This is a genomic window from Dyadobacter sp. CECT 9275, from assembly GCF_907164905.1.
In the GTDB taxonomy this organism is placed as follows: domain Bacteria; phylum Bacteroidota; class Bacteroidia; order Cytophagales; family Spirosomataceae; genus Dyadobacter; species Dyadobacter helix.
Map to the genome: position 1 here is coordinate 1,764,187 of NZ_CAJRAF010000001.1, position 26,306 is coordinate 1,790,492.

The 26,306-nt window shown below is 45.0% G+C and carries 22 protein-coding genes; 15 read left to right on the forward strand and 7 right to left on the reverse strand.

Annotated elements, in window-relative coordinates:
* Positions 1-91 precede the first annotated feature (91 nt).
* Entirely contained in the window at positions 92-748 is a 657-nt protein-coding gene (locus KOE27_RS07275; protein WP_215238145.1) for a DUF1684 domain-containing protein, read from the reverse strand.
* A gap of 189 nt (positions 749-937) precedes the next feature.
* Between KOE27_RS07275 and KOE27_RS07280 the strand changes: the two genes are divergently transcribed.
* The 5 genes from KOE27_RS07280 to rodA all read left to right on the forward strand — a co-directional run bounded on the left by KOE27_RS07280 (position 938) and on the right by rodA (position 7,259).
* Positions 938-1,315, forward strand: a complete 378-nt coding sequence (locus KOE27_RS07280; RefSeq protein WP_215238146.1) for a response regulator — start codon at positions 938-940, stop codon at positions 1,313-1,315.
* A gap of 5 nt (positions 1,316-1,320) precedes the next feature.
* Positions 1,321-2,082 (forward strand): MBL fold metallo-hydrolase, encoded by a 762-nt coding sequence (locus tag KOE27_RS07285; protein WP_215238147.1) that lies wholly within the window; start codon positions 1,321-1,323, stop codon positions 2,080-2,082.
* A 276-nt stretch (positions 2,083-2,358) separates the two neighbouring features.
* Positions 2,359-3,927, forward strand: coding sequence for an NFACT RNA binding domain-containing protein (locus KOE27_RS07290; RefSeq protein ID WP_215238148.1), 1,569 nt, complete (start codon positions 2,359-2,361; stop codon positions 3,925-3,927).
* Positions 3,928-4,064: 137 nt separating this feature from the next.
* Positions 4,065-5,942 (forward strand): penicillin-binding protein 2, encoded by a 1,878-nt coding sequence (gene mrdA, locus KOE27_RS07295; protein WP_215238149.1) that lies wholly within the window; start codon positions 4,065-4,067, stop codon positions 5,940-5,942.
* Between the two features lie 33 nt (positions 5,943-5,975).
* Positions 5,976-7,259 carry a rod shape-determining protein RodA gene (gene rodA / locus KOE27_RS07300; protein WP_215238150.1) on the forward strand — a complete coding sequence of 428 codons (1,284 nt, stop codon included), beginning with the start codon at positions 5,976-5,978 and terminating at the stop codon, positions 7,257-7,259.
* A gap of 334 nt (positions 7,260-7,593) precedes the next feature.
* On the opposite strand, the gene KOE27_RS07305 is transcribed toward rodA, so the two are convergent.
* Positions 7,594-7,977 (reverse strand): DUF423 domain-containing protein, encoded by a 384-nt coding sequence (locus KOE27_RS07305; RefSeq protein WP_215238151.1) that lies wholly within the window; start codon positions 7,975-7,977, stop codon positions 7,594-7,596.
* Between the two features lie 199 nt (positions 7,978-8,176).
* Between KOE27_RS07305 and KOE27_RS07310 the strand changes: the two genes are divergently transcribed.
* Positions 8,177-9,235 carry a glycosyltransferase family 9 protein gene (locus KOE27_RS07310; protein WP_215238152.1) on the forward strand — a complete coding sequence of 353 codons (1,059 nt, stop codon included), beginning with the start codon at positions 8,177-8,179 and terminating at the stop codon, positions 9,233-9,235.
* 43 nt (positions 9,236-9,278) lie between these two features.
* Here the strand turns inward: KOE27_RS07310 and KOE27_RS07315 are convergent, their stop codons facing one another.
* On the reverse strand, positions 9,279-9,941 hold the full coding sequence (locus tag KOE27_RS07315) for a YggS family pyridoxal phosphate-dependent enzyme (protein WP_215238153.1): 663 nt from the start codon (positions 9,939-9,941) through the stop codon (positions 9,279-9,281).
* Between the two features lie 139 nt (positions 9,942-10,080).
* Between KOE27_RS07315 and KOE27_RS07320 the strand changes: the two genes are divergently transcribed.
* The 4 genes from KOE27_RS07320 (at position 10,081) to rplI (ending at position 12,250) form a co-directional block, all read left to right on the forward strand.
* Positions 10,081-11,022, forward strand: a complete 942-nt coding sequence (locus KOE27_RS07320) for a hypothetical protein (protein ID WP_215238154.1) — start codon at positions 10,081-10,083, stop codon at positions 11,020-11,022.
* Between the two features lie 126 nt (positions 11,023-11,148).
* Positions 11,149-11,529, forward strand: a complete 381-nt coding sequence (rpsF, locus tag KOE27_RS07325) for a 30S ribosomal protein S6 (protein ID WP_215238155.1) — start codon at positions 11,149-11,151, stop codon at positions 11,527-11,529.
* Positions 11,530-11,532: 3 nt separating this feature from the next.
* Entirely contained in the window at positions 11,533-11,784 is a 252-nt protein-coding gene (gene rpsR / locus KOE27_RS07330) for a 30S ribosomal protein S18 (RefSeq protein ID WP_015811483.1), read from the forward strand.
* Positions 11,785-11,803: 19 nt separating this feature from the next.
* Positions 11,804-12,250: a 50S ribosomal protein L9 gene (gene rplI, locus KOE27_RS07335; protein WP_215238156.1), complete on the forward strand. Its 447-nt coding sequence runs from the start codon at positions 11,804-11,806 to the stop codon at positions 12,248-12,250.
* A gap of 173 nt (positions 12,251-12,423) precedes the next feature.
* Here the strand turns inward: rplI and lysM are convergent, their stop codons facing one another.
* Positions 12,424-12,876, reverse strand: a complete 453-nt coding sequence (gene lysM / locus KOE27_RS07340; RefSeq protein WP_215238157.1) for a peptidoglycan-binding protein LysM — start codon at positions 12,874-12,876, stop codon at positions 12,424-12,426.
* A gap of 305 nt (positions 12,877-13,181) precedes the next feature.
* Here lysM and KOE27_RS07345 point away from each other — a divergent pair, with 305 nt between their 5' ends.
* Entirely contained in the window at positions 13,182-14,828 is a 1,647-nt protein-coding gene (locus KOE27_RS07345; protein WP_215238158.1) for a glycerol-3-phosphate dehydrogenase/oxidase, read from the forward strand.
* Positions 14,829-14,850: 22 nt separating this feature from the next.
* The gene (locus KOE27_RS07350) at positions 14,851-15,906 is read left to right on the forward strand and encodes a beta-ketoacyl synthase chain length factor (protein WP_229252677.1); all 1,056 of its coding nucleotides are present in this window, start codon (positions 14,851-14,853) and stop codon (positions 15,904-15,906) included.
* A gap of 42 nt (positions 15,907-15,948) precedes the next feature.
* On the opposite strand, the gene KOE27_RS07355 is transcribed toward KOE27_RS07350, so the two are convergent.
* The 3 genes from KOE27_RS07355 to KOE27_RS07365 all read right to left on the reverse strand — a co-directional run bounded on the left by KOE27_RS07355 (position 15,949) and on the right by KOE27_RS07365 (position 22,643).
* Positions 15,949-17,187, reverse strand: a complete 1,239-nt coding sequence (locus KOE27_RS07355) for an NAD(P)/FAD-dependent oxidoreductase (RefSeq protein ID WP_215238159.1) — start codon at positions 17,185-17,187, stop codon at positions 15,949-15,951.
* A gap of 2 nt (positions 17,188-17,189) precedes the next feature.
* Complete coding sequence (locus tag KOE27_RS07360) at positions 17,190-18,719, reverse strand: phytoene desaturase family protein (protein ID WP_215238160.1); 1,530 nt, start codon at positions 18,717-18,719, stop codon at positions 17,190-17,192.
* A gap of 66 nt (positions 18,720-18,785) precedes the next feature.
* Positions 18,786-22,643 carry a 1-acyl-sn-glycerol-3-phosphate acyltransferase gene (locus KOE27_RS07365; protein ID WP_215238161.1) on the reverse strand — a complete coding sequence of 1,286 codons (3,858 nt, stop codon included), beginning with the start codon at positions 22,641-22,643 and terminating at the stop codon, positions 18,786-18,788.
* Between the two features lie 148 nt (positions 22,644-22,791).
* Here KOE27_RS07365 and KOE27_RS07370 point away from each other — a divergent pair, with 148 nt between their 5' ends.
* From KOE27_RS07370 to KOE27_RS07380, 3 genes are read left to right on the forward strand one after another with little or no spacing between them, the layout of a single operon-like run.
* Positions 22,792-24,321, forward strand: a complete 1,530-nt coding sequence (locus KOE27_RS07370; RefSeq protein WP_215238162.1) for an HAL/PAL/TAL family ammonia-lyase — start codon at positions 22,792-22,794, stop codon at positions 24,319-24,321.
* Positions 24,318-25,049: a 3-oxoacyl-ACP reductase FabG gene (gene fabG, locus KOE27_RS07375; protein ID WP_215238163.1), complete on the forward strand. Its 732-nt coding sequence runs from the start codon at positions 24,318-24,320 to the stop codon at positions 25,047-25,049. The genes KOE27_RS07370 and fabG overlap by 4 nt, the downstream gene beginning before the upstream one ends.
* Before the next feature lie 3 nt (positions 25,050-25,052).
* Entirely contained in the window at positions 25,053-26,276 is a 1,224-nt protein-coding gene (locus KOE27_RS07380) for a beta-ketoacyl-[acyl-carrier-protein] synthase family protein (RefSeq protein WP_215238164.1), read from the forward strand.
* The last annotated feature ends 30 nt before the right edge of the window (positions 26,277-26,306 follow it).

The following is a 26,306-nucleotide window of genomic DNA, read 5'->3' on the forward strand; positions in this document are numbered from 1 at the left end:
TTTATCTCAATTGAGTAAACTCTTTTCACTATGTTTCAAGGCTACGGTCTGCCGGGTCAGTACCGGGTGTAACGTACATAAATGGCGTTGGCTAATGAACCGACTCCTCCGTCTGTTCACCGGCGAAGATCGGAATGCTCATCTTGTTTTCTGCCGGCGGCACCGGGCAGGCATAACTTTCCTGATAGGCGCAGTATGGATTATAAGCTTTGTTGAAATCCAGGATGATGGTATTGTTTTTGATCTCGGATAAGGGATAATCCAGGTACCGTCCTCCGCCGTAGGTTTCTTTGCCGCTGGTTTCGTCTCTGAAAAGCAAGGAAATCACGCTCTCATGTTTGAGTAGAAGTAATTTTTGAGGCTGATCGTTGATTGAGAAATGGGCATAACCATACCTTTCATATTGATCGGTGGTACCGTCGGTATACTTAATGATGAGCTCTTTGTCGTCACCGGTGTAAGGCACAATATTGGCTTTTACACGATATTCCGGATTAACTTTAAAATAGTGCAGGCCATGAAAAGCAGCTTTATCCTTGATCGGAGAATCTGCACCCGTTCTGAAGAGCTCATCCTTGGTGCGCCTTTCTTCATTGATTTTATCGATGTATGCCTTTGGGTTTGAGATAATTAATTCTTCCTCAGGGTCACCCGTACCGGAGTCAGTGAAATTTTCGACAAAGAAGTAGGCCAGGACCGCCAGCACCATTGCGATGGTACTGTATCGGATAACTTTATTTTTAAACATATAGAATCAAATATTCATGGTGAAATCAACTGCAAACTTACGTTTGAATCCGAGGTTTGGGAAACGATCGAATGTTTATTTACTTTTTTGTGATAATTTTGAAACTAAACCGCACAACGATTTGTGTTGTTGATCGAAATATACATAAATTGACCTGGCAAATAATTAAACCAATACCTGATCCATCATATGTCATACACAAAGCGAGTACTCATTGCCGAAGACAGTTCAGTAATTCAAAATCTGGCAAGGAAGATTCTGGAATTCCAACATTATGAAATTACTTCCGTAAAAAACGGAGAGCAGGTGCTGCAGCTTCTGGAAAAGGAAGATTTTGATATCATATTGCTGGATATTAACATGCCCGTGATGGACGGAATGGAGTGCGCCAGAAGCATCCGTAAATTGCCGGATGCCGGGAAAGCAAAAACGCCCATCGTTGCGATAACAGGAAATGCAAAAAATTATTCAGACGAAGATTTTAAAGCAGCAGGTTTTGACGACGCCCTGATGAAGCCTTTGAACTTCGACCGGCTGGTGGAAGTGGTGGCGCATTTGACAGAGTAAACTGCATGAAGATTACCCTATTAGGAACCGGCACGTCGCAGGGGATACCCGTTATTGCCTGCGATTGTGCCGTTTGCCGTTCGGAGGACCCCCGTGATAAAAGGCTGAGGGTCTCGGTGTGGATACAAACTAAAAACCGGTCTTTTGTGATTGACGCAGGCCCGGATTTCCGCCAGCAAATGCTCAGGGCTAACGTGAGGTCCCTGGATGCTATTCTGTTCACACACCAGCACAAAGACCATACTGCAGGGCTTGATGATTCACGCGCTTTTAACCACCGTCAGCAAAAAGATATACCGCTGTATGGCCGCGCAGAGGTGCTGAACCAGATCAGGACCGAATTTTCCTATGCTTTTTCGGAGTTTCGTTATCCGGGGGTGCCACAGTTTGAAATGCATTACATAGAGAACAAGCCCTTTTCTGTTGAAGGTATTACCTTTCTTCCGATTGAAGTGATGCATCACAAGTTACCTGTTTTCGGTTTTCGGATTGGCGATTTTACTTACATTACCGACGTTAACTTTATTTCAGAAGAAGAGCAGGAAAAAATTAAGGGCACAAAGGTTCTGGTGCTGGATACCTTGCAAAAAGAACCACATCTATCTCATTTTACGCTTCCGCAATCGCTCGACCTGATCGATAAATTAAATGTTCCCCAGGCCTACCTCACACACATTAGCCACAAACTCGGGCGTCATGCAGACGTTGAAAAGGAACTTCCTCCACACGTAAGGCTTGCTTTTGATGGGATGGAGATTGAGTTGTAAGTAACTGTCTCCAAGAGATTAGGGATGCTATACTAAGATAATAAGCCCTAAACCGATATTTGAAAAGCGGATTCTTTTGGGGTGTGTATTTTGATGCAGATGCTTCTGATTTCAATACCCCAGGCTATAACTTAATTTTGCCGATGTGAGGGGAGCCAAGTAGGTCTTAAGGGGCAACATGGGAGGAAGTAAAACGATTCATTCAAAAAAACGTAAAAGAATATTTAAAGTAATATCCGTTCTTTGAGGCGATTGTTATTATCAATGTGAATCGAGGTGCATCAAAACTATTATTTTTTAAAACAACTGGCTCCCTGGCTACAGGCAGCGTTGGCGGGTAAAACCTTTGTTGAAGCGTTCAGCCAGGAAAAAGATGAAATTATCCTGGTTTTCTCAGAAAATCATCCGGAACTCAGCAATCCATTTTTTATAAAGGCCACCCTCCGGTCTGACTTTGCGTGTCTGAGCTTCCCCGATAAATTCGACCGTGCCAGACGGAACAGTGTTAATCTTTTTCAGGAGTTCAATTCTCTGGTGGTCAGTACTGTACGTGTGTTTCAAAATGAGCGGGCGATCCGGATTGCCTTCGAAAACGGATCATGTCTGGTGCTGAAACTATTCGGAAACCGTTCCAATCTTATAGGATTTGATGCCCCCGGCAACATTACAAGTTTGTTCAACAATAAACTTACGGCAGATCACCAACTGTCCATCCATATCCTGGACCGGCACATCGACCAGTCATTTGAGGCATACGTTCGGTCAGGCATGCGGCACGAAATCCTGTTTCCAACCTTTGGGAAACTGGTCAGTACCATTCTTAAGAACCGTCTGGCAACTGAAGACCGTCCTGCAAAGCGGTGGGAAATGATTCAGAATCTTTTGGCAGAACTGAATAGAGCGCAGTTTTATATCACTAAAATAGACCTTATACCCGTACTTTCTCTGCTGGAGGTGGGAGAGGATGCCGTTATGTATGACGACCCGGTGGAAGCACTGAACGCGTTTTATTTCGCCTTTGTCAGGCTTAACGGCATTGAGAAGGAAAAGGCCGAAATGATCCGCCTTTTAAAGAAAAGGATTCAGCAGACCGACCATTATCTGGAAAATACCTTCAGCAAACTGCTCGCGCTGGAAAGTGCGGTTAAAAATGAGGAAATAGGGCATATCATCATGGCCAACCTGCATCAGATACCTGCCAGGGCCGAAAGTGTGGAGTTATATGACTTTTACAGGGAAGCAAATATCCGTATCAAACTAAAAAAGGACCTGAGCCCGCAGAAAAATGCGGAGAGTTACTACCGTAAATCCAAAAACGAAAAGATAGAGCTGGACCGACTTCATGACAGCCTTCGGGTTCGGGAGCAGGAACGTATTAAAATGCTGGAACATTTATCGGTTATAGAACCGATGGAATCGCTCAGGGAGCTCAGAGCTTATATTAAAAACAATGGTTTGAAAACTTCTTCCAACATAAGTACGCCGGTGGCAGAGTTATTCAAGAAAATAGAGTATCTCGGTTATATTATTTTAGTAGGGAGAAACGCCAAAAACAATGATTTACTCACCAAGCAATATGCTTTCAAGGAGGATTTGTGGCTGCATGCACGGGATGTGCCGGGATCTCATGTAGTTATTAAAAACCAGCCAGGGAAGAAGTTTCCTACCCCTGTGATAGAACGGGCGGCGGAGTTGGCAGCGTTTTATTCCAAAAGAAAAACAGACAGCTTATGCCCTGTGATTGTAACCCCGAAAAAATATGTACGTAAACTGAAAGGGATGCCCGAAGGTGCTGTATTAGTGGATAAAGAGGATGTAATAATGGTTGTAGCCAAGGGAGAGTAGTGCTGGCATGCTCTGGCACTTTGTTGTCGAAAACAATCCTTGAAAGCTGGAATAATCCCCGCCCCAGGGCTTTGATAAGTCTTTCCATATCACGAACTTCGCGTAAAAATTGAGAGAACCGGAATATTGCATGCAGAATGCTTGAGAATCGTCGCTTTGTTATTATTGGATTTTTTGCTTTAGTAGGCTTTATTTACTTATCGCGACTATTTTACTTACAGGTACTGGATGACAGTTATTCTATTGAGTCGTCCAGCAATTCCATTAAACGTGTCATAGAAATACCTTTTCGCGGCCAGATCTATGACCGTAACGGAAAGCTTATTGTTTATAATACGCCGGTTTACGATCTGCTGGTTACACCTTACAAAGCCAGGGTTGAGGATACCCTCAAATTTTGCAGGGTACTGGGGATTGAACGGAGAGATTTTGACAGCCTCATGGCGGCAGCAAGTGCATACAGCCGCGTAAAACCGTCTACCTTCCTCAGGCAGTTGTCCAAAGAAGACTTTGCATCCATTCAGGATGTAATGGTGGACTATTCAGGTTTTGAATTTGCCAAGAGTTCCCTTAGAACTTATACCGCGCCCACACTCGCCAATACCCTGGGGTATGTAAGCGAAATTACAGGTGCACAGCTTGAAAAACAGGAGGAACGGTATTACCGCCAGGGTGATTATATCGGTCAGAATGGCGTGGAAAAGATATACGAAAGTGACTTGCGCGGGAAACGGGGTATCAAATTTGTGATGCAGAATGTGAATGGCGTTTACAAGGGCCCATGGAAAAACGGAATTCTGGATACCATGGCGGTTGCAGGTGAAAACCTTTACACGGGGATTGATCTGGCTGTACAGCAATATGCGGATAGCCTTATGGTGAATAAGGTGGGTAGTGTGGTGGCCATTGAGCCTAAAACGGGGCAAATACTCACCATTGTCAGTGCTCCTTCTTACGATCCCAACATGCTCGCAAGCAGGTACTTCTCTAAAAATTTTGCCGCACTTGCCCGTAATCCTTATAAACCTTTATTTAACCGGACGGTTATGGCCAGTTACCGGCCCGGTTCCACCTTCAAAATGATACAGGCCCTGGTGGGGCTGGAAGAAGGAGTGATAACGCCTTCAAGCGGGTTTTCTCATGCAGGCAGTCCGATCGGCTGCCACAATCATCCAGGAACAGGTACCGTTGCGCTGGGTGTTATGCATTCGTGCAATCCTTATTTTTACAACGTTTTTCGCCGTATCGTGTATAACAATGATATCCGAAATACCTACAAAGCATCAGCTGCAGGGCTGGATACCTGGTATGGTTATGTCAGTAAATTTGGCATAGGGCAGCGGCTGGGTGTTGATATTACCGGTGAATACAAAGGGAATTTACCCAATAAAAAGTATTATGACAGAATTATTGGAGAAGGCCGCTGGAAGTTTTCCAATATATATTCACTAAGTATTGGTGAAGGAGAGCTACTGGTAACCCCTATAAAAATGGCGAACGTTGCTGCCATTATTGCCAACAGAGGATACTTTTATACGCCGCATGTTGTAGGAGGGATAGGAGATAAAAGAAGAATTGATACCACGTTTACCAGAAGGCGTGAAACCGGCATTGCCGCCCGGCATTTTGAGCCTGTGATTGAGGGCATGATTGGGGCTGTGGAAGGAGGAACGGCCCGGCGTTCAAAGGTACAGGGCATCACCATTGCTGGTAAAACAGGAACTTCCCAGAACAGGGTAGGTGACGATCATTCCATCTTTATCGCTTTTGCACCGGTGGATGATCCCAAGATTGCCATCGCTGTTTTTGTTGAAAATGCTGGTGCGGGGGGAGTTGCGGCAGCCCCAATAGCCACACTGATCATCGAAAAGTACCTGACAGGAAAGGTAACCAACAAGGCTTTGGAAGAATCGATGAAGAATGCCAACTTCATGCGTAAGGTAGTTTTGCCGGGACAAAAAAGACCGGCAGTTGCAGATACCGCCAGGAAAAGGATCAACAATCCTGATAATTAAACTACCCCGTTCAAGATATAAAGAAGTTAAATTATGGCTGAGAATAAACCCATAACCAAAAATGTAGACTGGGTAGTGCTGCTGATTTATATAACCTGTCTTTTAATAGGCTGGATTAATATTTATGCTGCCGTTTATAATCCCGAATCACATACCAGTATGTTTGACTTGTCTAATAATGCTGGCAAGCAGCTGATGTGGATAGGAACAGCAACGCTGCTGATTATCTGTATTCTGGTGATTGATTATAAGTTTTACGAAACTTTTTCATTTATCATTTATGCCATCATGATATTCCTGCTGGTGGTCGTATTGTTTGCTGGATCCAACATCAACGGGTCCCGGTCCTGGATAAAATTTGGGGCTGTATCTTTGCAGCCTGCCCAATTTGCCATACTCGGCGTTAGTCTCGCCATTTCAAAATACCTTAGCGATCCGGCCATCAGTCTCACCAGGAAATTTAAGGACTATTACCCCATTATTGCCATCATAGCCGTACCTTCAGTGCTGATCCTTTTGTCGAGAGAAACAGGATTGATGCTGGTATTTGCGTCCTTTGCGATAGTCCTGTACCGGGAAGGAATGCCTGGCATTATCCCGGCGGTCGGGATTATCCTGGCGGCCTTGCTGATCATCACCCTGCTTTTTGTAAAATGGTATGTTGTTGGGGCAATTGTGTTTATTGCCGGTCTGGTTATTTGGCTGATGCCGACGCTGACAAGGAGGAGAGGAGGACTGTGGGCTACTATATTAGTCGCGGGGGTTTTGGTGAGTTTCGTTTTTGGGGTCGATTTTTTCATGAACAATGTCCTGCAGAAACATCAGAGGGGGCGGATCATGGTATTACTTGATCCTGATTCAGATCCTCGTGGAGATGGCTGGAACGTGATTCAGTCAAAAATTGCGATAGGGTCCGGAGGATTCAGGGGGAAAGGGTTTCTGGAAGGAACGCAAACTAAATTCGATTTTGTACCCGAACAAAGTACTGATTTTATCTTTTGTACGGTAGGCGAGGAGCACGGTTTCATCGGTACCTTGGTGGTAATATCTCTCTTTGTGGCATTGATATGCCGGCTCGTGATCCTGGCCGAAAGGCAGCGAAGCCGTTTTGCCAGGGTATACGGTTACTGTGTGGCGGGGGTGATATTTTTTCACTTCCTGGTCAATGTCGGGATGACAATTGGCCTTATGCCCGTGATTGGTATACCCCTTCCTTTTTTTAGTTACGGAGGTTCTTCGCTGTGGTCCTTTTCGGTACTCTTATTTATTTTCCTCAAAATAGACGCACAACGGCCATTTACGCTCTCAAGAGGGTGAGTTTTTAGGAGGCAGTTTACTGCAGTAGGCGGTTTACAGTAGGAGGTATGCAGAGTTGATGGCGCTGTGAACTTTGAACTAAAAGCTCTTAACTCCGAGCAGGTAGTTCTTAGTTTTAAGTAGGCAGTTCACAGTAGGCGGTATGCTGAATTGATGGCTACGTCATCAAATGCCTGGCGGAGAAAAAACTGCTTACTGAAATTGAGAATAGAAAGGACTATCCAAAATATCTCCGTGGAGACTGCTTACCGCCTACCAAAAACCGCCTACAAAAAAACATACCCCCGAACGGGCAACTACGGTACGGCTCCCCCTGCCTACTAAAAACCGCCAACTAAACCCCCAGCTTCCCAGCAGCTATAATCAGCAACACCCAGCCAATGATCATCAGCAGGCCTCCAATGGGAGCCGTGGCACCGAATTTTGTGATACCTGTAAAGCAGATCGCATACAGGGATCCCGAGAAAATGATCACCCCTGCGGCAAAGGCATTTCCCGACCAGCCCAAAAGTTTAACGGCATCCGTTCCTGCCCTCTGCATCAATATCCCTACCAGTACCATGGCCAGGGCGTGATAAAACTGATATTTCACGGCGGTTTCAAAAGTATCCGTTCTTCCCGAAGCTTCCAGCATTCCTTTTAAAGCGTGCGCACCAAAAGCGCCTAGTGCCACTGCAAGAGCACCCAGAATTCCTCCTGCCTGGATCATAAATTTCATAAAATATTAGGTTGGTTATTTCAGATTTATTCGGTCAATAGTACGCATACAATGGTTAACGGCTGTGTTTGGTAAGAGCTGATAGTCGTTAATATTTGAATTTGTAACCGTTCAGTAAAGTTAGGCGTGCTCCAAGGCCAATCCAAGCACTACAGAAGTTTTTCTTTGTTAACTTGCAGCATTGCTGACTAGAATAAAAATGACATTAGACCGATTTATCCAACTCTGGACGCACCGTTACCATAAAAGCTGCCATATTTTTAAAGCTTATTTTCTGGGATATTCAGCTGCTTTTCATTTTTTATGGCGTAAGCTGTTTTTTAAAAAAGGCAAAGACCTGATCGGGATTGTCCGTACCGAACATTTCGGGGATATTGTAGCCGTGGAACCTATTTCACGTTATGTACGGAGTCTGTATCCTGATGCACATATTGTTTGGTTTGTGAAACCGGTTTTTAGGGAACTGGTAGCGAATAACCCGTCCGTGAATGAGGTTTTTCCGGAATTCTGTATTTCGGAAAGAAAAGCTTTGTTATCATTGGGTGTGTTCGACAAGATTTTTGAACTTCAGTTCCGGAATAATAATTATTGTCCAAAGTGCCAGGTTTTTAAGGAAAACCCGATTGCCCAGCAAAGGAATATTAATGTTTATAATTATTTCAATTACGGAAATCTGCTGGAAGTTTTTGCGCAAAGTGGTGATCTTATTGCTCCAAATGCAGTTTTTCCGGCAGACGACCAGCCCAAGTTGTATCTGACAGACGACCACAGGAAGAAGGTAGAAAAGCTGGCTTTGACGAAACCTTACCTCGTACTCCACTGCCAGTCCAACTATATCCTTAAGGACTGGCCGGCCGACAAGTGGAACCAGCTGGTTGCCTGGATGGCCGAGAAGTATGACTATCAGATGGTGGAAGTAGGGTTGAAGAGCAATCTCACCGTGGCAACGGATAAATACCAAAATCTGTGCGGACAACTATCCATCCTGGAAACCGCCGAAGTAATACGGAATGCCGCCTTTTTTATCGGATTGGACAGCGGTCCCTCCCATTTGGCTAATGCAGTCGGAACTTACGGGATGATCCTGATGGGCTCTCTCAACGATTTCCCTACTTACAATCCGTATTCCGGTGGTTATGGAAGACAGGACAATGCAGTATTCATCAGACAAGAGGGAGAGGTGTGCGCCAACCTTTCCTTTGATTTTGTACAGAATAAAATAGAAGCGGTCCTGGACCATTCTGCTCACGGCGTATAACACGCAGAACTTAATAGTACTCCTGCTTTCCTGTGTTTATTATTTATCTGCTGCCAAAAATAGCGCTCCCGATCCGGACCATCGTACTTCCTTCCTGCATGGCAAGATGATAGTCACCGCTCATACCCATGGACAGTTCCTTCATGGATATGCTTTTACTTTCCAGTGCGCGGAAAGAATCAAACAGCGTTTTCAAACCTCTGAATTCCTGTCTGATTTTTTCAGTATCATCACAATTGGAAGCCATACCCATTAGTCCAATAATTTTAATATGGTCCAGTTGCCCGAATGCCTCGGACGTCAGGAGTTCGTAAGCTTCCTCTTTTGATAATCCGAATTTGGTTTCTTCCTGAGCAATATAAATCTGAAGAAGGCAGTTGATCACCCTTTTATTCTTAATGGCCTCTTTGTTGATTTCTTTAAGTAATTTAAAACTGTCCACACCATGGATGAGATAAACGTAGGGGGCTATATACTTAACTTTGTTGCTCTGCAGGTGCCCGATCATGTGCCACTCGATGTCCTTGGGCAAACGTTCGTACTTATCGGTCATTTCCTGTACTTTATTTTCTCCGAAACGTTTAAACCCCGACTGATAAGCTTCCAGCAAATCTTCGAGTGGTTTTGTTTTGGTAACCGCAATAAGCTTCGTGTTTGCATTTAATTCATTAAGTATTCCGGTAATATTCTGAGCTATTAGTGACATCTCGATACTATAATATTTTGATAATTAAACCATTAAATCAGTAATTTCGCATGAATGCTGTACAAATAGCGTATTACTTATTTCAAAATTGAAAAAAACATAGTTCTTTTACCAAACAAACATATAAATAACCTTCTGTATGGACTATAATAAGGAACAAAAACAAGATCGTAAAACTCTGCTATGGGCGGCTTTGGCGGTTTTGCTAATCCTAAATTTGGTACTTGTCTATTTTATCTATCATGAGAAACAGGAAAATAATGTAAAGGATGATATAATTACTGCCAAAACCGAGGAAGTTCTGATTACCAAAACAAAACTGGATTCTATTTCTGCAGAACTGGATGTGAAGATTGCCGAAATTCAACAGCTCGGAGGCAGCGTGGATTCTCTGGTTTCTTTAAAAGCCCAGCTCGAAAAGGATAAGCAGGATCTTAAAAATGTAAATAGTTACTCCCAGGCCAATTATAATAAGAAGATCAAATCCTATGAATCAATTCTGAATCAGAAAGATGTTGAGATCAGTCAGTTAAAAGAGCAGTTAGGTATCGTAACTTCTAAAAACGAGGAACTCAGCCAGCAGGTTTCAGGCCTGGAGTCTGAGCGCAAGCAACTTGCTGACTCGGTCAATAACTATTCCGCAGCCAACAAGGAGCTGAATGAAAAGGTTACGCTCGCGTCAGCATTAAGGGCTGAGGGCTTGGTGGTGAATGCTGTATCCAGTAAAGGGAAAGAGCGCGCTGGCGGGAAATACAAAGCGAAAAGAATTGACAAGCTGAAGGTGAGCTTTAAGCTGGCAGAGAATGCGGTGGCCAAACAGAATGAAAAGGATATTTTCCTGCGTATTCTGGATCCGGATGGAGCGGTTCTTTCGGACATGGCTACGGGGTCAGGATCATTTGTATATGGCGGCAAGGAAATGATTTACAGTTCTAAGGAAACGATAACCTTCTCCAACACGGGGCAGATGATCGATATTTTCTATGGAAGGGGTGGTATTCAGATGAAAGAAGGCAGATATGCCATAGAAGTCTACAGCGAAGGTTTTAAAATCGGGCAGGGAGATTTTACGGTTAAATAAATTTAACTGTCTGGAAAAGTGATGATAGGGCTTGGAAATATTAATTCCAAGCCCTATTTTTGCACCCTCATTTTGAGTAAAAGCGAAGTGAGGATTATATTCATTTAATAATTAATCAATTACCGTATGTCTAAGCATTATGAAACGGTGTTCATTCTAACTCCCATCTTGTCTGAGGCCCAGGCAAGGGACGCCGTTGAAAAATTCAGTGCGATTGTCACTTCTAATGGTGGAACAATTGTACATGAAGAAAACTGGGGATTGCGCAAGCTGGCCTACCCCATCCAAAAGAAAAATTCCGGTTTCTATCAGGTGTTTGAATATTCAGCTGAGGAAGGTGGTGTAGTAGATGTTCTGGAAACAGAATTCCGTCGTGATGAGCGCGTATTGCGTTTTCTTACCATAGCGCTGGATAAACATTCTCTTGCTTACAACGAGAAGAAACGCAAAGGCTTGGTAGGCAGAAAGAAAGAAGTGTCGACTGAAACTAAAACCGAAAACGCATAAGCTATGTCACTAGTAAACGAACCGGTTGAAAAAAATATTAACCGCAAAAAATACTGCCGTTTCAAAAAGGCAGGTATCAAATACATCGATTACAAGAATCCTGATTTCTTATTGAAACTTGTAAACGAGCAGGGTAAAATCCTTCCGCGTCGCCTTACCGGTACCAGCCTGAAATATCAGCGCAAAGTATCCCAGGCAATTAAAAGAGCACGTCATTTGGCTTTATTGCCATTCGTTGCGGATCAATTGAAATAATTAGAAAGAGCTACGAACAATGGAAATCATATTAATAACAGATATTGCAGGAGTAGGCTACAAAAACGATATCGTTACTGTGAAGGCAGGATACGGTCGTAACTATCTTATTCCACAGGGATTTGCATTATTGGCAAATGCTTCGAACCGTAAAATTGTTGCTGAAAATGTCCGTCAGGCTGCTCACAAAGCTGAAAAGCTGAAAAAAGACGCAGAGGATATCGCAGCGGCTATTGGTGATCTGACGATCGATATCCGTACTGTTGTTGGCGAAAGCGGCCGTATTTTCGGTCGGGTTACCAACACACAGGTTGCAGACATCCTTAAATCCAAAGGATTTGATATCGACCGCAAGAAAATTACCGTAGACGACGTGAAGTCGATCGGTACTTACAGCGCGCTGATAGATCTTCACAAAGAAGTGAAGCACAAAATTACTTTGAACGTTGTAGCCGCTGAGGATTAATCCTTCCGAAGGTATACGAATTCAGTAACAAAAAAAGACAACTCGCGAGGGTTGTCTTTTTTTGTTGTTAACCGTTTCGCTCTAATCCGGTACTTTGATCTGTATTCGGATGATTGATGCCGGATGGCAAGCCCGGCTGCTTTAAGCTTAACGGGTGTGAAAATCCAAAACCGTTACAGAGCTGGTATGCGCAAAACCTGGCCGGGGTATATCTTGTCAGGATGCGCAAGCATGGGTTTGTTAGCTTCGAAAATAATAGGATACTTCATCATGTCGCCATATACTGTCTGCGCAATTTTGGAAAGGGTATCTCCTTTCACAACAGTGTGGTAGGTAGCTTCCGGAGCAGGCGTGGCTACCGACAGACGGTTATCCACCACTTCTACTCCTTCTACGTTACCCACGGCAAGTGCAATTTTTTCTGCATCAGCCTGTGCGGCAACTTCTCCTTCAATGGTTACAGTATCACCCGAAGTTTTCACTGTTAATGAGTTGTAAGGCAACCCCAAAGACTTAACGTGTGCGAGTAAAGCACTGGCCCGCAATGGCTCAGTTGCTGGTGTAGGAGCCTCTTCCTTCTTGAAGATTTTTTCTCCAACACCTTTAAAAAATGATAATAATCCCATGTTTTTTTTGGTTTTTAATTGAAAATAAATGTGATAACTGATTCAAAGCTAGATTATTTTCGGAACCGAACAATTGTTTGACCAAAAAATATCGGCCGCGTCACACCACACTCGGAAAAAATCCCGGTTAAGGGATATCACGCATTTTTTTCAATCTGACGGCCCCCCGGAACAGCTGAGAAATGGATTTTGCAATGCTACTCAATTTTTAGCCGCGTATAGCCAGGTTATTTTTTATTTTTTGACACTTAAAGTTTGTCAGGTTGTACTTTTGTAAAACTGATATCAAGCATTAGCCCAATTATATGAACAGAGATACAGCCATAACCCGTCTGGAAAATGAAGAATTTGATATTTGTATCATTGGGGCAGGAGCAAGCGGGGCGGGCTGTGCATTGGATGCAGTTTTGAGAGGATATAAGGTAGCATTGGTGGATCAGGGAGATTTTGCGTCTCAGACTTCCTCCATATCAACAAAACTGATTCATGGAGGAGTAAGATACCTGGAGCAGGCTTTTAAAAAGCTGGATTTTGCTCAGTTAAAACAAGTACGCCACGGACTGGAAGAACGGCACACCCTGTTGAAAAATGCGCCGCATCTGGCTCGGCCACTGGCGCTGCTTACACCCGTAAGCTCCTGGCTTGAAGGACTGTATTTTACCATCGGCCTGCGTTTGTATGATCAGTTTGCCATTAACGATTCTTTACCCAAAAGTAAGTGGCTTTCTAAAAAAAAGGTTCTGGAGCTGATGCCTACGCTGAACCGGCATAAGCTGCACAGCGCCGTTATGTATTATGACGGCCAGATGGATGATGCGAGATATTGTCTTGCGCTGGTTCAGTCGGCAGTTGAAAATGGGGCTGTTACCGCCAATTATATTTCAGTTACGGGTTTTGGAAAAGAGAGAAACGGGAAAATTAACCGGGTAAAGGCCAGGGATATAATCGGTGATAAGGAGCTGGTAATCACCGCAAAGCTTGTAATCAATTGTACAGGCCCTTTCTCGGATCATGTCAGACAAATGGCCAATGCTGAACTTTACAAGCGAATCCGTCCCAGTAAAGGGGTGCACCTTGTGCTTCCTCCCGGCATTTTGAAAAGTGACTGTGCGATGCTTATTCCGAAAACTTCCGACGGCAGGGTGGTTTTTGCAATACCCTTTGAAGGAGCAACGATGCTGGGGACAACCGATACGGAATACAGCGAAACCGGTGAAATTCCTGTACTTAACCAGGCTGAAAAGGAATACCTGGCTGACACACTCAACCCATATCTTGAGAATAAAATGGATCTGAGACAGATTACCGCCGGTTTTGGCGGAATACGCCCTCTGCTGTCGGCGGATCCGGGCAAATCCACAAAAAGTCTGGTGAGGGATCATGAAGTAGAAGTTGACCCTTCGTCGGGGTTAATAAGTTTGCTGGGAGGAAAATGGACTACCTATCGGCTCATGGCCAAAGATACCCTGGATGTGGCGGACCGTATTGCGGGCAAATTAAATGACTGCCTGACAGCGAATTATGTGTTAGCTGGTGGGGAGCTTTACAGATTTGACCAGTGGAAAGAAATGGAAGTTACGTACTGCCTTGCACCGGACATCTGCCAGCATTTGCTGAAAAAATATGGTTCAAGGGCAGAGAAAGTAGTAAGGGATCTTCCGTCAAATCCTGATCTGGGTGAAAGACTGCATCCCGGTTATCCCTACATTAAAGCGGAGGTTATATTTGCAGCCACCTCTGAAATGGCGGTGACGCCGAGAGATTTCCTTGCCCGCCGTATCCGCCTGGAAATAACAGACTGGCAGGCGGCATTGGATTGTGTTCCGGTTGTGGCGGATCTGATGGCGTCCGTTTTGGGATGGGATGATGAGAAAAAGAAGGAACAAATATTAACTTATTCCGGAGAACTGAAATACTTTATGGCCATGGCCGGAAAAGAGATAAGAGTTTAAACCGGGATTTCAGATTTTAAGAATGATATATATTACCGATCTGGCATGTATTTCTCCGCAGCCGACATTCGACCATACTTTTTTTGAAGGGGAGGTACATATTTATAAAGGTGCACGTTACCTGGCAGTTGAGCCAGGGTATACGGACATCATTCCGGCGGGACTCTTGCGGCGGATGGGGAAGGCTGTCAGAATGGGTGTGGGTGCAGGCTTATCTTTGCTGAGGCATCATCCCGACATCGAAGGCATCATCCTGGGTACTGGTAACGGGGGGCTGGAAGATTGCCTCAAGTTCCTCAATCAGATCGTAGATTATGCGGAAGGTACGCTCACGCCCACGAATTTTGTTCAGAGTACGCCCAATGCCGTGGCAGGAAATCTGGCGCTGATGGGCAAACTGACAGGCTACAATGCCACACACGTACACAAGGGGCTGGCATTTGAAAACGCACTGTTGGACGCCATGATGCTTCTGGAAGAGCGTAAACTGCATGCTTTGCTCGTAGGGAGTGTGGAGGAAATATCAGATTACAACCATAACATCGATTTCCTGAACGGAAATTTTAAAGAAGGGGATTTTACTTCAGAAACGCTATTGAAAACCAACACTCCCGGTACTGTCAATGGGGAGGGCGCAGCTTGGTTTGTGGTTTCGGACCGGAAGGACCAGGCTTTGGCTGAAATTGCCGATATCACTCACACCGGAAATCTCGCGGCAGAAGACCTCGATAACTGGGTTCTGCATTTTTTAAAGCGGAATCAGCTGGAAGCGTCAGAAGTGGAAATGCTGATGACCGGTATGAATGGAGATGTCAGAAATGATTATTTTTATACCAATCTGCAGGCAGGTTTATTGAAAGACCGGCCTGTGGTAACTTTTAAAAATGTAGCCGGTGAACACCCTACTGCGTCCGCCTTTGCAACCTGGCTTGCCGTGCATATTCTCAGTGGGAGCGGTGTTCCTGCATCTGTAGTATATTCCGGAAGCCCGGCAGGTATACCCCGAAACATACTCCTTTATAATCACCACCTGGGCGAGCAGCACGCGCTGATTTTGATGAGGTCAGTCAACAGGTAAGGAGTAGAAAGCGTACGATTTTACGCCGCACGCTTGCCAGAATCATTGCTGCACTTCTTTTTCCTTCATTTTGATCACCTTTGCAAGCGTGGGCAGGATGGTGTCGTGTTTTTTTACGAATGGATTTGCCTGGTCCCATACATAGCCGGCCAATACGGAGCAGATCTGATTTTTGAAAGTGCTATCAATTTCCCTGGCAAATACAATGGTCTGGAAATCACCGCTGTACCATCCGGCAACATAACTACGGAAAACGTCGATGCCTTTTTGTATGACATCCTCGTAATCCTTCTTCCAGTCAACATTTTCCCCCTGCAGGTGGCGATGTGTCATTTTGGCCGATAATAATCCCGATGCTGTTGCAAATGTTACTCCGGATGAAAAGATAGGGTCAAGAAATTCGGTACTGTTACCGGACATCACGAAACCTTCGCCCCACATTTTTTTTACACCAATGGAATAACCCAGAATGTGGCGTGGTTCAAATTTAAGGGCGGAATCGGTAAAACGCCCTTTCAGGTCTTCAAACGTACGGATGAAATCCTTGTAACCCTGGCTGTCATTTTCAGCCAGTTCAATAATCTTCTCCTTGTCTCCCACGATACCTACGGACGTCGAACCATCGGAAAAAGGGATCGCCCATATCCAGGATTTATTATTGTCGAAAGAATGGACAAAAATATTCTGGCTGGCTTTTTCGGTACGGTTAATGTCTTCAAGATGAGCGAAAATAGCACCCCTGGGGGTAAAGGAAGAGGGTTTGCTCAGATCGAATAGCCTGGGTAACACACGGCCATAGCCGCTTGAGTCAATAATGAATTTTGATCGGATCGTGTGTATGGCGCCTTCTGCATCTTTATACTCAATGGTCTGCATGTCAGCAGAGCATTCCACACTCAGTACTTCACATTCAAAATGAACGTCCACGCCTTTTCGGGCGGTTTCCTGGGCGAGCGTCATATCGAATTCACTTCTTTTGACCTGCCAGGTCCAGGTCCATCCCTGTGTAAACTGTTCGGAGAAAAAGAATTCACATCTTTTTTCTCCTCTCATGAAGGCTGCGCCCGTTTTTTTCTGAAAGTTTTTTTCTTTCACTGCCTCCAGTAATCCGGATTCCTCCAGATGTTCCATGCAGCAGGGCAACAGACTTTCGCCTATCTGGAAACGCGGAAATTTTTCTTTTTCAAGGATCGTTACTTCATAACCTTGTTTTTTTAAATAGGAAGCGGCAACTGTGCCTGCCGGGCCTGCTCCAATGACCACTACGTCAACATTTTGCATAACTAAGCGTTTTTTACTTTCTGAACCAGTGTCTCTTTGTCTAGAAATGAAAAGCACGTAACAAAAGCACTTACAGTGACGCCCAATATGCCATGCAGAGAGACGTTCTGTCCCGTGAGATGTAGATTAGGGATTCTGGTTTTCGTGTTAATTTGGGTGCGTGCCGGTGATTGTGATTTTTTTTTGATGCCGTACAACGAACCATCAGGATTTCCGATGTAATCCCGGAAAGTGAGGGGAGTGGCACTATGCACGGATTTTATTTTGGACCTGATATCCGGGAAAACCTTTTCCAGGTGGGTCAGTACTTTTTCTTCTTTTTCCTTCTTGAATTCGTAATAGGAGATATCTCTTTCACCCGGTTGGGTCACCGTGTTGTGCGAATGGCTCCATTTCTCTATTTCTGCGGTATTCATGTAAGTCATAATGGACATGGAATCCGCAAATTCCGGATGCTTGGATACCGCCGGAGTACAGATAAAATAGGTTTCGGGCCATTCCCTTTCATCATATTGCAGGCCTCCCCACACATCATCAATGTCGTGCTGATAAATATTGTAGTTCAGGTAGGGAAAGCTCTTTTCATTAAATGTAAGGTGGACCAGGAAAGTAGAAATGCTATTTTCCAGCCCCTTTACTCTGTTTTTGTAAACTTTAAGAAAGCGGTCCTCTCCAAAGATATCGATGGTTACCGCAGGATGGACATTGGAGATAAACTCCTTGCCCCTGATGGTATCTCCGTCTTCGAGAAGCACTTCGGTAACAAGGCCCTCGTCATTGTAATGGGCCGATACTACCTTTTTTCGTTTAAGAATTTTTCCGCCCATGCTCCTGATTCTGCGGCTCAGCAATATAGCCAGTTGTGAACCGCCATCCACCAGTTTGTAGGCCCCCGTAAGGTAGCTGTTGATGATCAGGGCATGAACGTAAAAAGGGGTGTTATGTTTATCCCCCGCGTAAAGCAGATTGGAGCCCGCCAGTACATTTCGAAGCCTCACATTGGTAGTCAGGGTGGCTATGTAATCATGTGCATTTAATTCCAGCAGGTCCTCATTCATCTGGTAATTCATTCCAGAAGTCCTGAGGTTGTACAAGGGAAAAAAGCTGCAGGTTTCCTTTATTTTAGCGCAGTAGGTATCAATGGCCTTTTGCTCGTCGGGAAAACAGGCGATCAGATTTTCTCTGAACTGATCGTATCCCTGGCCATAGTTATATGCTTTCCCATCTGCAAAACGGATCACATCAAAACGATCTTCATCAAGCCGTTTCAATTTTAAATCCTCCAGGATACCAAAGTACTTAAAAAACTGGTACAGGTTTTCTCCGGCATCCATACTTCCTATATAATGGACGCCCGTATCAAATATGGTTTTATCCCTGCTGTATACCTGAAGGTTTCCACCGATCTGATGATTTTTTTCAAGAACAATCACCCGTTTTCCTTCCGATGCCAGTATGCAGGCACAGGCTAAACCGCCCAATCCACTCCCCACAATGACAAAATCATATTCCTTGTCTGATACCTGCTGCATGTACTTGTGACCGAATAAGTATTAAGGTGTGATCTGTAAGTTAATAGGGTGGGTACTGCTTGTTGTTTATCCGATGGAGGACAGGATCGCCGGGCCGTTTTTTTTCAAAATAAACAGAACATTGGAGGTATTGGCGGAGTGTCGCCGCATTTCATAGTCCAGTCCATGTTTTGCTGCAAAATGCCGGATCGTATCGGAATGAAAGAAATGGAACTCATCCTGTTTTTTATTAAAAGAAAACAAACCGGTTGATAATTTTTCGGTAAGTTTTGTGTTTTCGTGCTGCTCTGAAAAATCCGTTATACCATCCCGTATGAAAAGAATTCCCCCGTTCCCGAGCGCTTCTACACAGCGGTTCAGCAAAGTAAACTGTTTTTCCTCTGATAAATAATGAAGTATATCATTTAAAAAAATTACATCCTGGTGGCTCATTTCATAAGTCATAATATCCTGATAAAAAAAGAGCAGGTTTTCGGTTTTATGATAGCTGTTCCGGGCCGTCAGGATTTTCTCTTCATCGTAGTCCACACCCTGAATAACCCTATCCGGATTTTTATAATGGAGGAAAAATGAGAGGTAGCCATATCCGCAGCCAACATCCAGAATGTGCTTCCGGCCTGCTATCTGTTCATTGTAAAAGGTATAATTTTTCGCTTCAAGTTTCCATTTTATTTTGAAATACCACTCCAGGACCGGGCCCTTGAAAACATAGTTTGTGAATATCCGGTGTTGAAGGTAGGTTGTGGTTTCCATCTCGTCACGGTACCTGGCATACTCTGCTTTGAAGTGTGCCGAAATATTTTTTGTGATATCCCTCAGCTGGATACCCCACGATCCGTCGGTAATGCTGATCCTGGGCAGTACCCGTACGTTCAGGCCACCGGAACTTATCAGGAAATCATTTTTGGGTAAAACCTCTGAGGCGCCATGAATGAGTATAGGCTGAATATCCAGCCCGAGTTCCTGAGCCAGGTGGAAGGCCCCCTTATGAAAACGCCCGATCTCTCCATCATAAGAACGGGTTCCCTCCGGGAAAATCAGGAGCGAATAACCGTCTGCAACCAATTGTTTCACCTTTCGGAGGTTTTCCTCGGGGCCATCCTCTGTATAGATGTACCCCGCAAACCGGATGATCGGTCCAAAAAACGGCGAATTATAAACCCAGCCTTTGACCATGAGTACAATTTTAGGGCTCATCATAATGGCCAGCAGGATATCCAGAAAAGAGCTGTGGTTGGCAATGAATATGACGGGCTTGTCGGTTGGCAGGTTTTCGAGGCCTGAGAAATTTTTCCGGACGTGCGGGCCGGAGTATATCACCGTTTTGGCATAAAACGACAAGGAACGATTGATCATCTCCCTTTTTCTCTTTCTGGAAACCGGGAGCAGTAAAATGGTTACCAGCTTGGAATGTAAAAACAGACAGCCCGACAGGAAATAGGTGAAACTACTGATGCTGATCAGAAATGGTAGCAGAGTCACCGGAGCTTTCTTTCTGGCGATCCGGTTCTGCACGAAGAGATTGAAAATCAGGGGTTGGAAAACGAAGGAGATCAGAAGAATACAGACAATACCCAGCACGCTAATGAGCGCAATGGAGTGGATGGCGGGGTGTTTGGCAAAGATAAGCGCCCCCGTTCCGATGATGGTGGTAAGGCCCGACAATATGATGGCGCTCCGGTAAGATTTCAGATTATCCTTCCCGTCTTTGTATTTACTCAGCAGACCGTCTGTCACAAAAATACTGAAGTCGTCACCCAGCCCGAAGATGAAAGTAGTAACGACCACATTCACAAAATTGAACTTTATACCAACCAGTGCCGCAATACCCAGAATCCAGATCCAGCTCATTACCATGGGCAAAAATGTCAGCAGGGCCAGTTCCAGCCTGCCATAAACGATCAGTAACGTAAGGAATACAACGGAGGCAGATATCAGGAGTATATAATTAAAGTCGTCTTTTACCATGGTAAGCAGGCTCGCGGCGAGCTCACCCCGGTCGAAGATTTCGGTGCCAGGTACCGCCCTTAAATCGGCTTTGACATTTTCCAGCTGTGGCAACGGAACAATAACAGGTGTGATGTAGGTTACTTTTCCGGCTTTGATATCCACCAGGTTGTCAAACCCAAGATCTATTAACAGCTCATTTTTATCTGTATGGTTTGCAGGAAAGGCAACCAGTCTTTTAAAGGAGTCAAAGGAATGGATACTAAATCCGTTCTGAGCCGACGCTTTATTCAGATCGGAAAATACCTGGCTTTTTTTCTCTGGTGTCCAATACTCTTTCCAGCGCCTGCTTCGCTCTTCCCGAATATCTGACGGTACCAGGAAAGTCCCCGAGGATATAAAGCTGGTGATTTTTTCCTGTTCCTTTAGTTTCGATAGTTTTTGAAAAACCTGGTAATTGGAAGCCTGAGCCCGGTCGTTGGTCGTACTGGTAGCAAATACATATATTCTTTTTTCCTTTGAGGGGTTCAGGCCCGTGAGTTCATTTTCCCGTTTTTTTAAATCGTCATTCTGGATGCTCAGGTTTTCAAAACTACTGTCAAAAGTAGTAAACTGCGCATAGTAGAGGAATATACCTGTGAGCAGGATAATGATCGCCACCACTGGTGTGCGCAACCTCCCCGACCAGCGTGGCAGCCTGAAAAATACGGGTTCTTTTAATGACTGGGTGAAGTCAATCCCGACGCTTTCCAGGATGACCGGCAGGCCGGTTAAGGTAAAAACAGCAGCGCCCAGCAAACTGAGTGACGCAAAAAAACCAAAATCCTGTAGGACGGTCGAATTTGTGAAATGAAGTGCTGTAAACGCCATAACAGTGGTAAAACTGCCTGTAAGCAAAGGGGAACTTACCTCTTTTATCGCACTTTGGATGGAGCCGGTGTGCCGGAGGTGTGTGAAAAAATGAAATGAATAATCCAGCAGGATACCGAAAACCACCGCTCCGGTAGCCAGTGATATGCCTGATACCCCGGGGCGGAAAAACCCCGTGATACCCAGTGCGAACAATCCTCCGAAGAGGCCGGGAAGTATTAAAAACAGGGGCGTCAGTACCTTTCGGTAATAACTGATTAGTAACAGGAGAATAGCGGTGATGGCAATAAGCATCGTTTTCAGAGAATCCTGCTTGACCTGGATAGCATTTCGGGCAGAAATTTCGAATGTACCGAAGTAGGAAAGCTTGTGGACGGGGAATTGCCTGTCCCATTTGGTTTTGAAAGCCTCCACCCGGTTGAACAACGCTACGTCTTTTTCTGAATTCCCCGAATTATAGGCCGTAATGGCCGTTACAAGTATCTTTTTATTGTCACCCGAAAACATTACGCCGTCCGCAACCGAAATTCCACCTGCATTACTTACTGCGTTAAGTCGTCTGAAATAGGGGCCGGTGACACCGAGCGGGTCGTTTAAAATGAATTGTTTAAAAAAAGTACCCCCTGGTGCGATCAGTTGTTTTTTGACAGCCGAGACCGACCGGTTTATGGAATCTGCCGAGAGTCTTGGGGAGAGTACCGCATAATAAGAAGAGTCAATCAGTTGCGGAAAATGATCGTAGGTATAATTGTAAACATCCTGCTGGACGTCTGGACGGATTGCCTGGATGTTGATAATCAGTCCCTTGCAGGCCTTGTTCAGGGAGTCGGCAAAGTTCTGAGCCAGCTCCGCTGCGTCGTAAGTACCGGTATTGTCGGTGTACTCCAGTGAAAATACAATTTGATTGATGAAATTTTTATTCTCTACCAGCCGGTTAAATTCTTCAAAAGTTTTGCCCTTCGGTAAGGTTGCAAAGATACTTTCCGTGATCCTCAGCCTGGAAATTCCCCAGCCCAGCATTCCGGTAATCAGGAGCAGGCCAATAAAAAAACTGAGTTTATGTCTGGAAAGGAGTGAATTTAGCCTTAGTAATAGTTCTCCGATCATGGATAGGGGCAACGTGAGTGTGAGGCAAAAATAATGAAATGTATTACTCCTGCCAACTTATTAATGTTCAAGGGCAGTATCCGAACAGGTTTGTCAAAGCGGCAAAAAAAGATTTATTTTACGTCATATTTAATATTCTCAACTGTAAATGAATCGTATTTCCCTCGCTCACATTGAGCAGCATGCCATTGAAAAGAAGGAATTTATTTTAGCGGACGATGCGCTTGACAAGGTTTCCCGGTCTTTTAACTTTTTGACTGATTTCTCAAAAGATAAGATTATTTATGGTATCAACACTGGTTTTGGCCCCATGGCTCAATACCGGATCGAAACAGATAAACTCAATAGTCTTCAATATAATCTGATCAGAAGCCATTCCAGCGGAATCGGCAGACCGCTCAACGAGATATACGCAAGAAGCGTTATGTTGGCGCGTCTTAATTCTTTTTTGCAAGCTAATTCTGGGATCAGTACCGGTGTAATCAAACAAATTGTTTTGTTTCTCAATCACGGTATCGTTCCCGAAATATTTGAACATGGCAGTGTAGGGGCAAGCGGTGATCTGGTACAGCTCTCCCATCTGGGTCTTAATCTGATCGGGGAGGGACATGTTTATTACAAAGGTATCCGGCGGGTAACCTCCGAAGTTTTTGCCGAACTGGGCCTACAGCCGCTTCGAATGGAACTGCGCGACGGCCTCGGGCTTATCAATGGTACCTCCTGTATGACCGGCATTGCTGCGATTAACATCATTTACGCCCAACGGCTTGTTGAATGGGGTATTGCGGCTTCATCGATGCTCAATGAGGTGGTGGAGGCTTTTGACGATTCGTTTTCCAAAGAATTGAACTCGGTTAAGCATCATGCGGGACAGCAGTATGTTGCTCAGCAAATGCGTGAATTTGTGCAGGGAAGCGGAATGATCCGTAACAGGGAAGAACTGTTTAAGGATGATACCGCCCTGCAGCGCACCGAATTTGAAAGAAAGATACAGGAATACTATTCCATCCGCTGTGTGCCGCAGATCATTGGTCCCATTGTAGATACCATTAATTATGCACAGGATGTTATTGTAAACGAACTTAATTCGACCAATGACAATCCGATTGTAAATCCTGAGGAAAATAATGTTTTTCACGGAGGTAATTTCCATGGCGACTATATTTCTCTGGAAATGGATAAGGTCAAAATCGTACTCACCAAGTTGTCGATGCTCATGGAACGTCAGCTTAACTTCTTGATGAACAGCAAGCTGAACAATAAGTTTCCGCCTTTCCTGAACGCAGGAACCTGGGGGTTGAATTTCGGGTTTCAGGGGGTACAGTTTACAGCTACTTCCACAACTGCCGAAAATCAGTCACTTTCTGGATCCGTATATGTTCACAGTATTCCGAATAACAATGATAATCAGGATATTGTCAGCATGGGAACCAACAGCGCCGTGATGGCGAAGCAAGTGCTGGAAAACGCATACCAGGTAATGTCCATTCACATTATGGCGATCTGCCAGGCGATTGACCTGCTGGACAGTGAGGAGAAGGAGCGTCTTTCAGACCAGGCGAAGTCGGTTTACACGCAGATCCGCAAAAAGGCCAGCTTCGTGAAAGACGACGTGCCGCAGTCCGAAAGTATTGCTGCCGTTTATGAATATATCAAAGAAACATCATTTAAATTATGAGCGTTGCGTTAGTTACCGGTGCATCCAGAGGGCTGGGAAGAGCAATTGCGGTTCAGTTGGCCAAGGATCACGGGTTGTATATACTTGTTAATTATTCTGCAAATAAGGACGCTGCTGAGGAAACCCTGCGCGAAATACAAAACACCGGAGGCGAAGGTGAACTACTCCAGTTTAATGTACAGACAAAAACGGAGGTAGACGAGGCGCTTAACAAATGGAGAGAGCAGAACGAAGGAAAACACATTAGTGTTCTGGTGAATAATGCAGGAGTAACACGCGACGGTCTTTTTATGTGGATGCCCGAAAAGGATTGGGACGATGTCATGAATATTTCCGCCAAGGGGCTGTATAATGTAACGCAGAATGCCATCCAGCAGATGTTGCGCAAACGTTCCGGCAGGATCGTCAACATTGCGTCGGTATCGGGGATGAAGGGTGTGGCCGGGCAGACCAATTATTCGGCTGCCAAAGGAGCCATTGTTGCAGCCACCAAAGCTTTGGCACAGGAAGTTGCCAAAAGGAAAATTACAGTGAATGCCGTGGCACCGGGTTTCATTACCAGTGATATGACGAAGGATCTGAACGAAGACGAGTTAAAACAGATGATTCCGATGAACCGCTTTGGAAAAGCGGAAGAGGTGGCCCATCTGGTGAGTTTTCTTGTTTCCGATAAAGCCGCTTATATTACCGGCGAGGTAATTAATATCAATGGAGGAATTTATTCTTAGGTAATGAGTAACAGAGTTGTCATAACGGGTATCGGTATCTACTCTTGTCTGGGTGAAAACCTCGGCCAGGTGACCCAATCGTTATATGCGGGAAAAAGCGGTATCATATTTGACAAGGCACGCAAAGATTTTGGTTTTCGCTCTGCCCTTACGGGAATGGTTGCGCGGCCCGATCTTAAACCGTTTTTGTCGAGAAGGCAGCGCATGGGCATGCATGAACCGGCAGAATATGCTTACATGGCTACCAGAGAAGCGCTGGAGACATCGGGGCTTGATATTGATTTTCTGGACAAAACCGAGACGGGGATCATCTTCGGAAACGACAGTACCGCGGCCTCGGTGATTGAAGCAACCGATAAAGTGCGTGAAAAACGGGATACCACGCTGATTGGGAGCGGAGCCATTTTTCAGAATATGAATAGCACCGTCAATATGAACCTTTCAACCATATTTAAGCTGAAAGGGATCAACTTTACCTTGAGCGCCGCCTGCGCTTCGGGCTCACACTCCATTGGCATGGGTTATCTGCTGATCCAACAGGGCCTGCAGGAAAGGGTGATCTGCGGCGGAGCGCAGGAGATCAACATGGAGTCTATGTGCAGTTTCGATGGTCTGGGCACTTTCTCTACGCACGAATCTGAGCCAATGAAGGCTTCCAGACCTTTTGACCGTGATCGTGACGGCCTGATTCCCAGCGGAGGTGCCGCAACTGTGATACTGGAATCCTATGACGCGGCGGTTAAAAGAGGGGCGCCTATCCTGGCAGAACTCATTGGTTATGGATTTTCATCCAATGGAGACCATATCTCCAATCCAAGTATAGACGGGCAGGTGAGATCCCTGCAAATGGCACTTGGCCAGGCAGGCATAGGGCCAGAGGCCATCGATTATATCAATGCACATGCCACTTCCACGCCGGTAGGGGATAGCAGTGAGGCCAGGGCTATTTATGAGGTTTTCGGCGGGGAAGTACCAGTGAGTTCCACCAAGTCGTTAACAGGGCATGAATGCTGGATGGCCGGAGCGAGTGAGATCGTTTACTCTTTGCTGATGCTCCAGAACGATTTTATTGCTCCTAATATCAATTTTGAAAATCCTGATGAAGATTCGGCCAGGATCAACATCGTTCCCGAAACAAAATCTCACAAAATCGACTGTTTTTTATCCAATTCATTCGGTTTTGGAGGTACCAACTCCACGCTGATCGTGAGGCGCATTACTTCGTAAACGGTACCGTGCTCCTCTTCAAACTTAGTA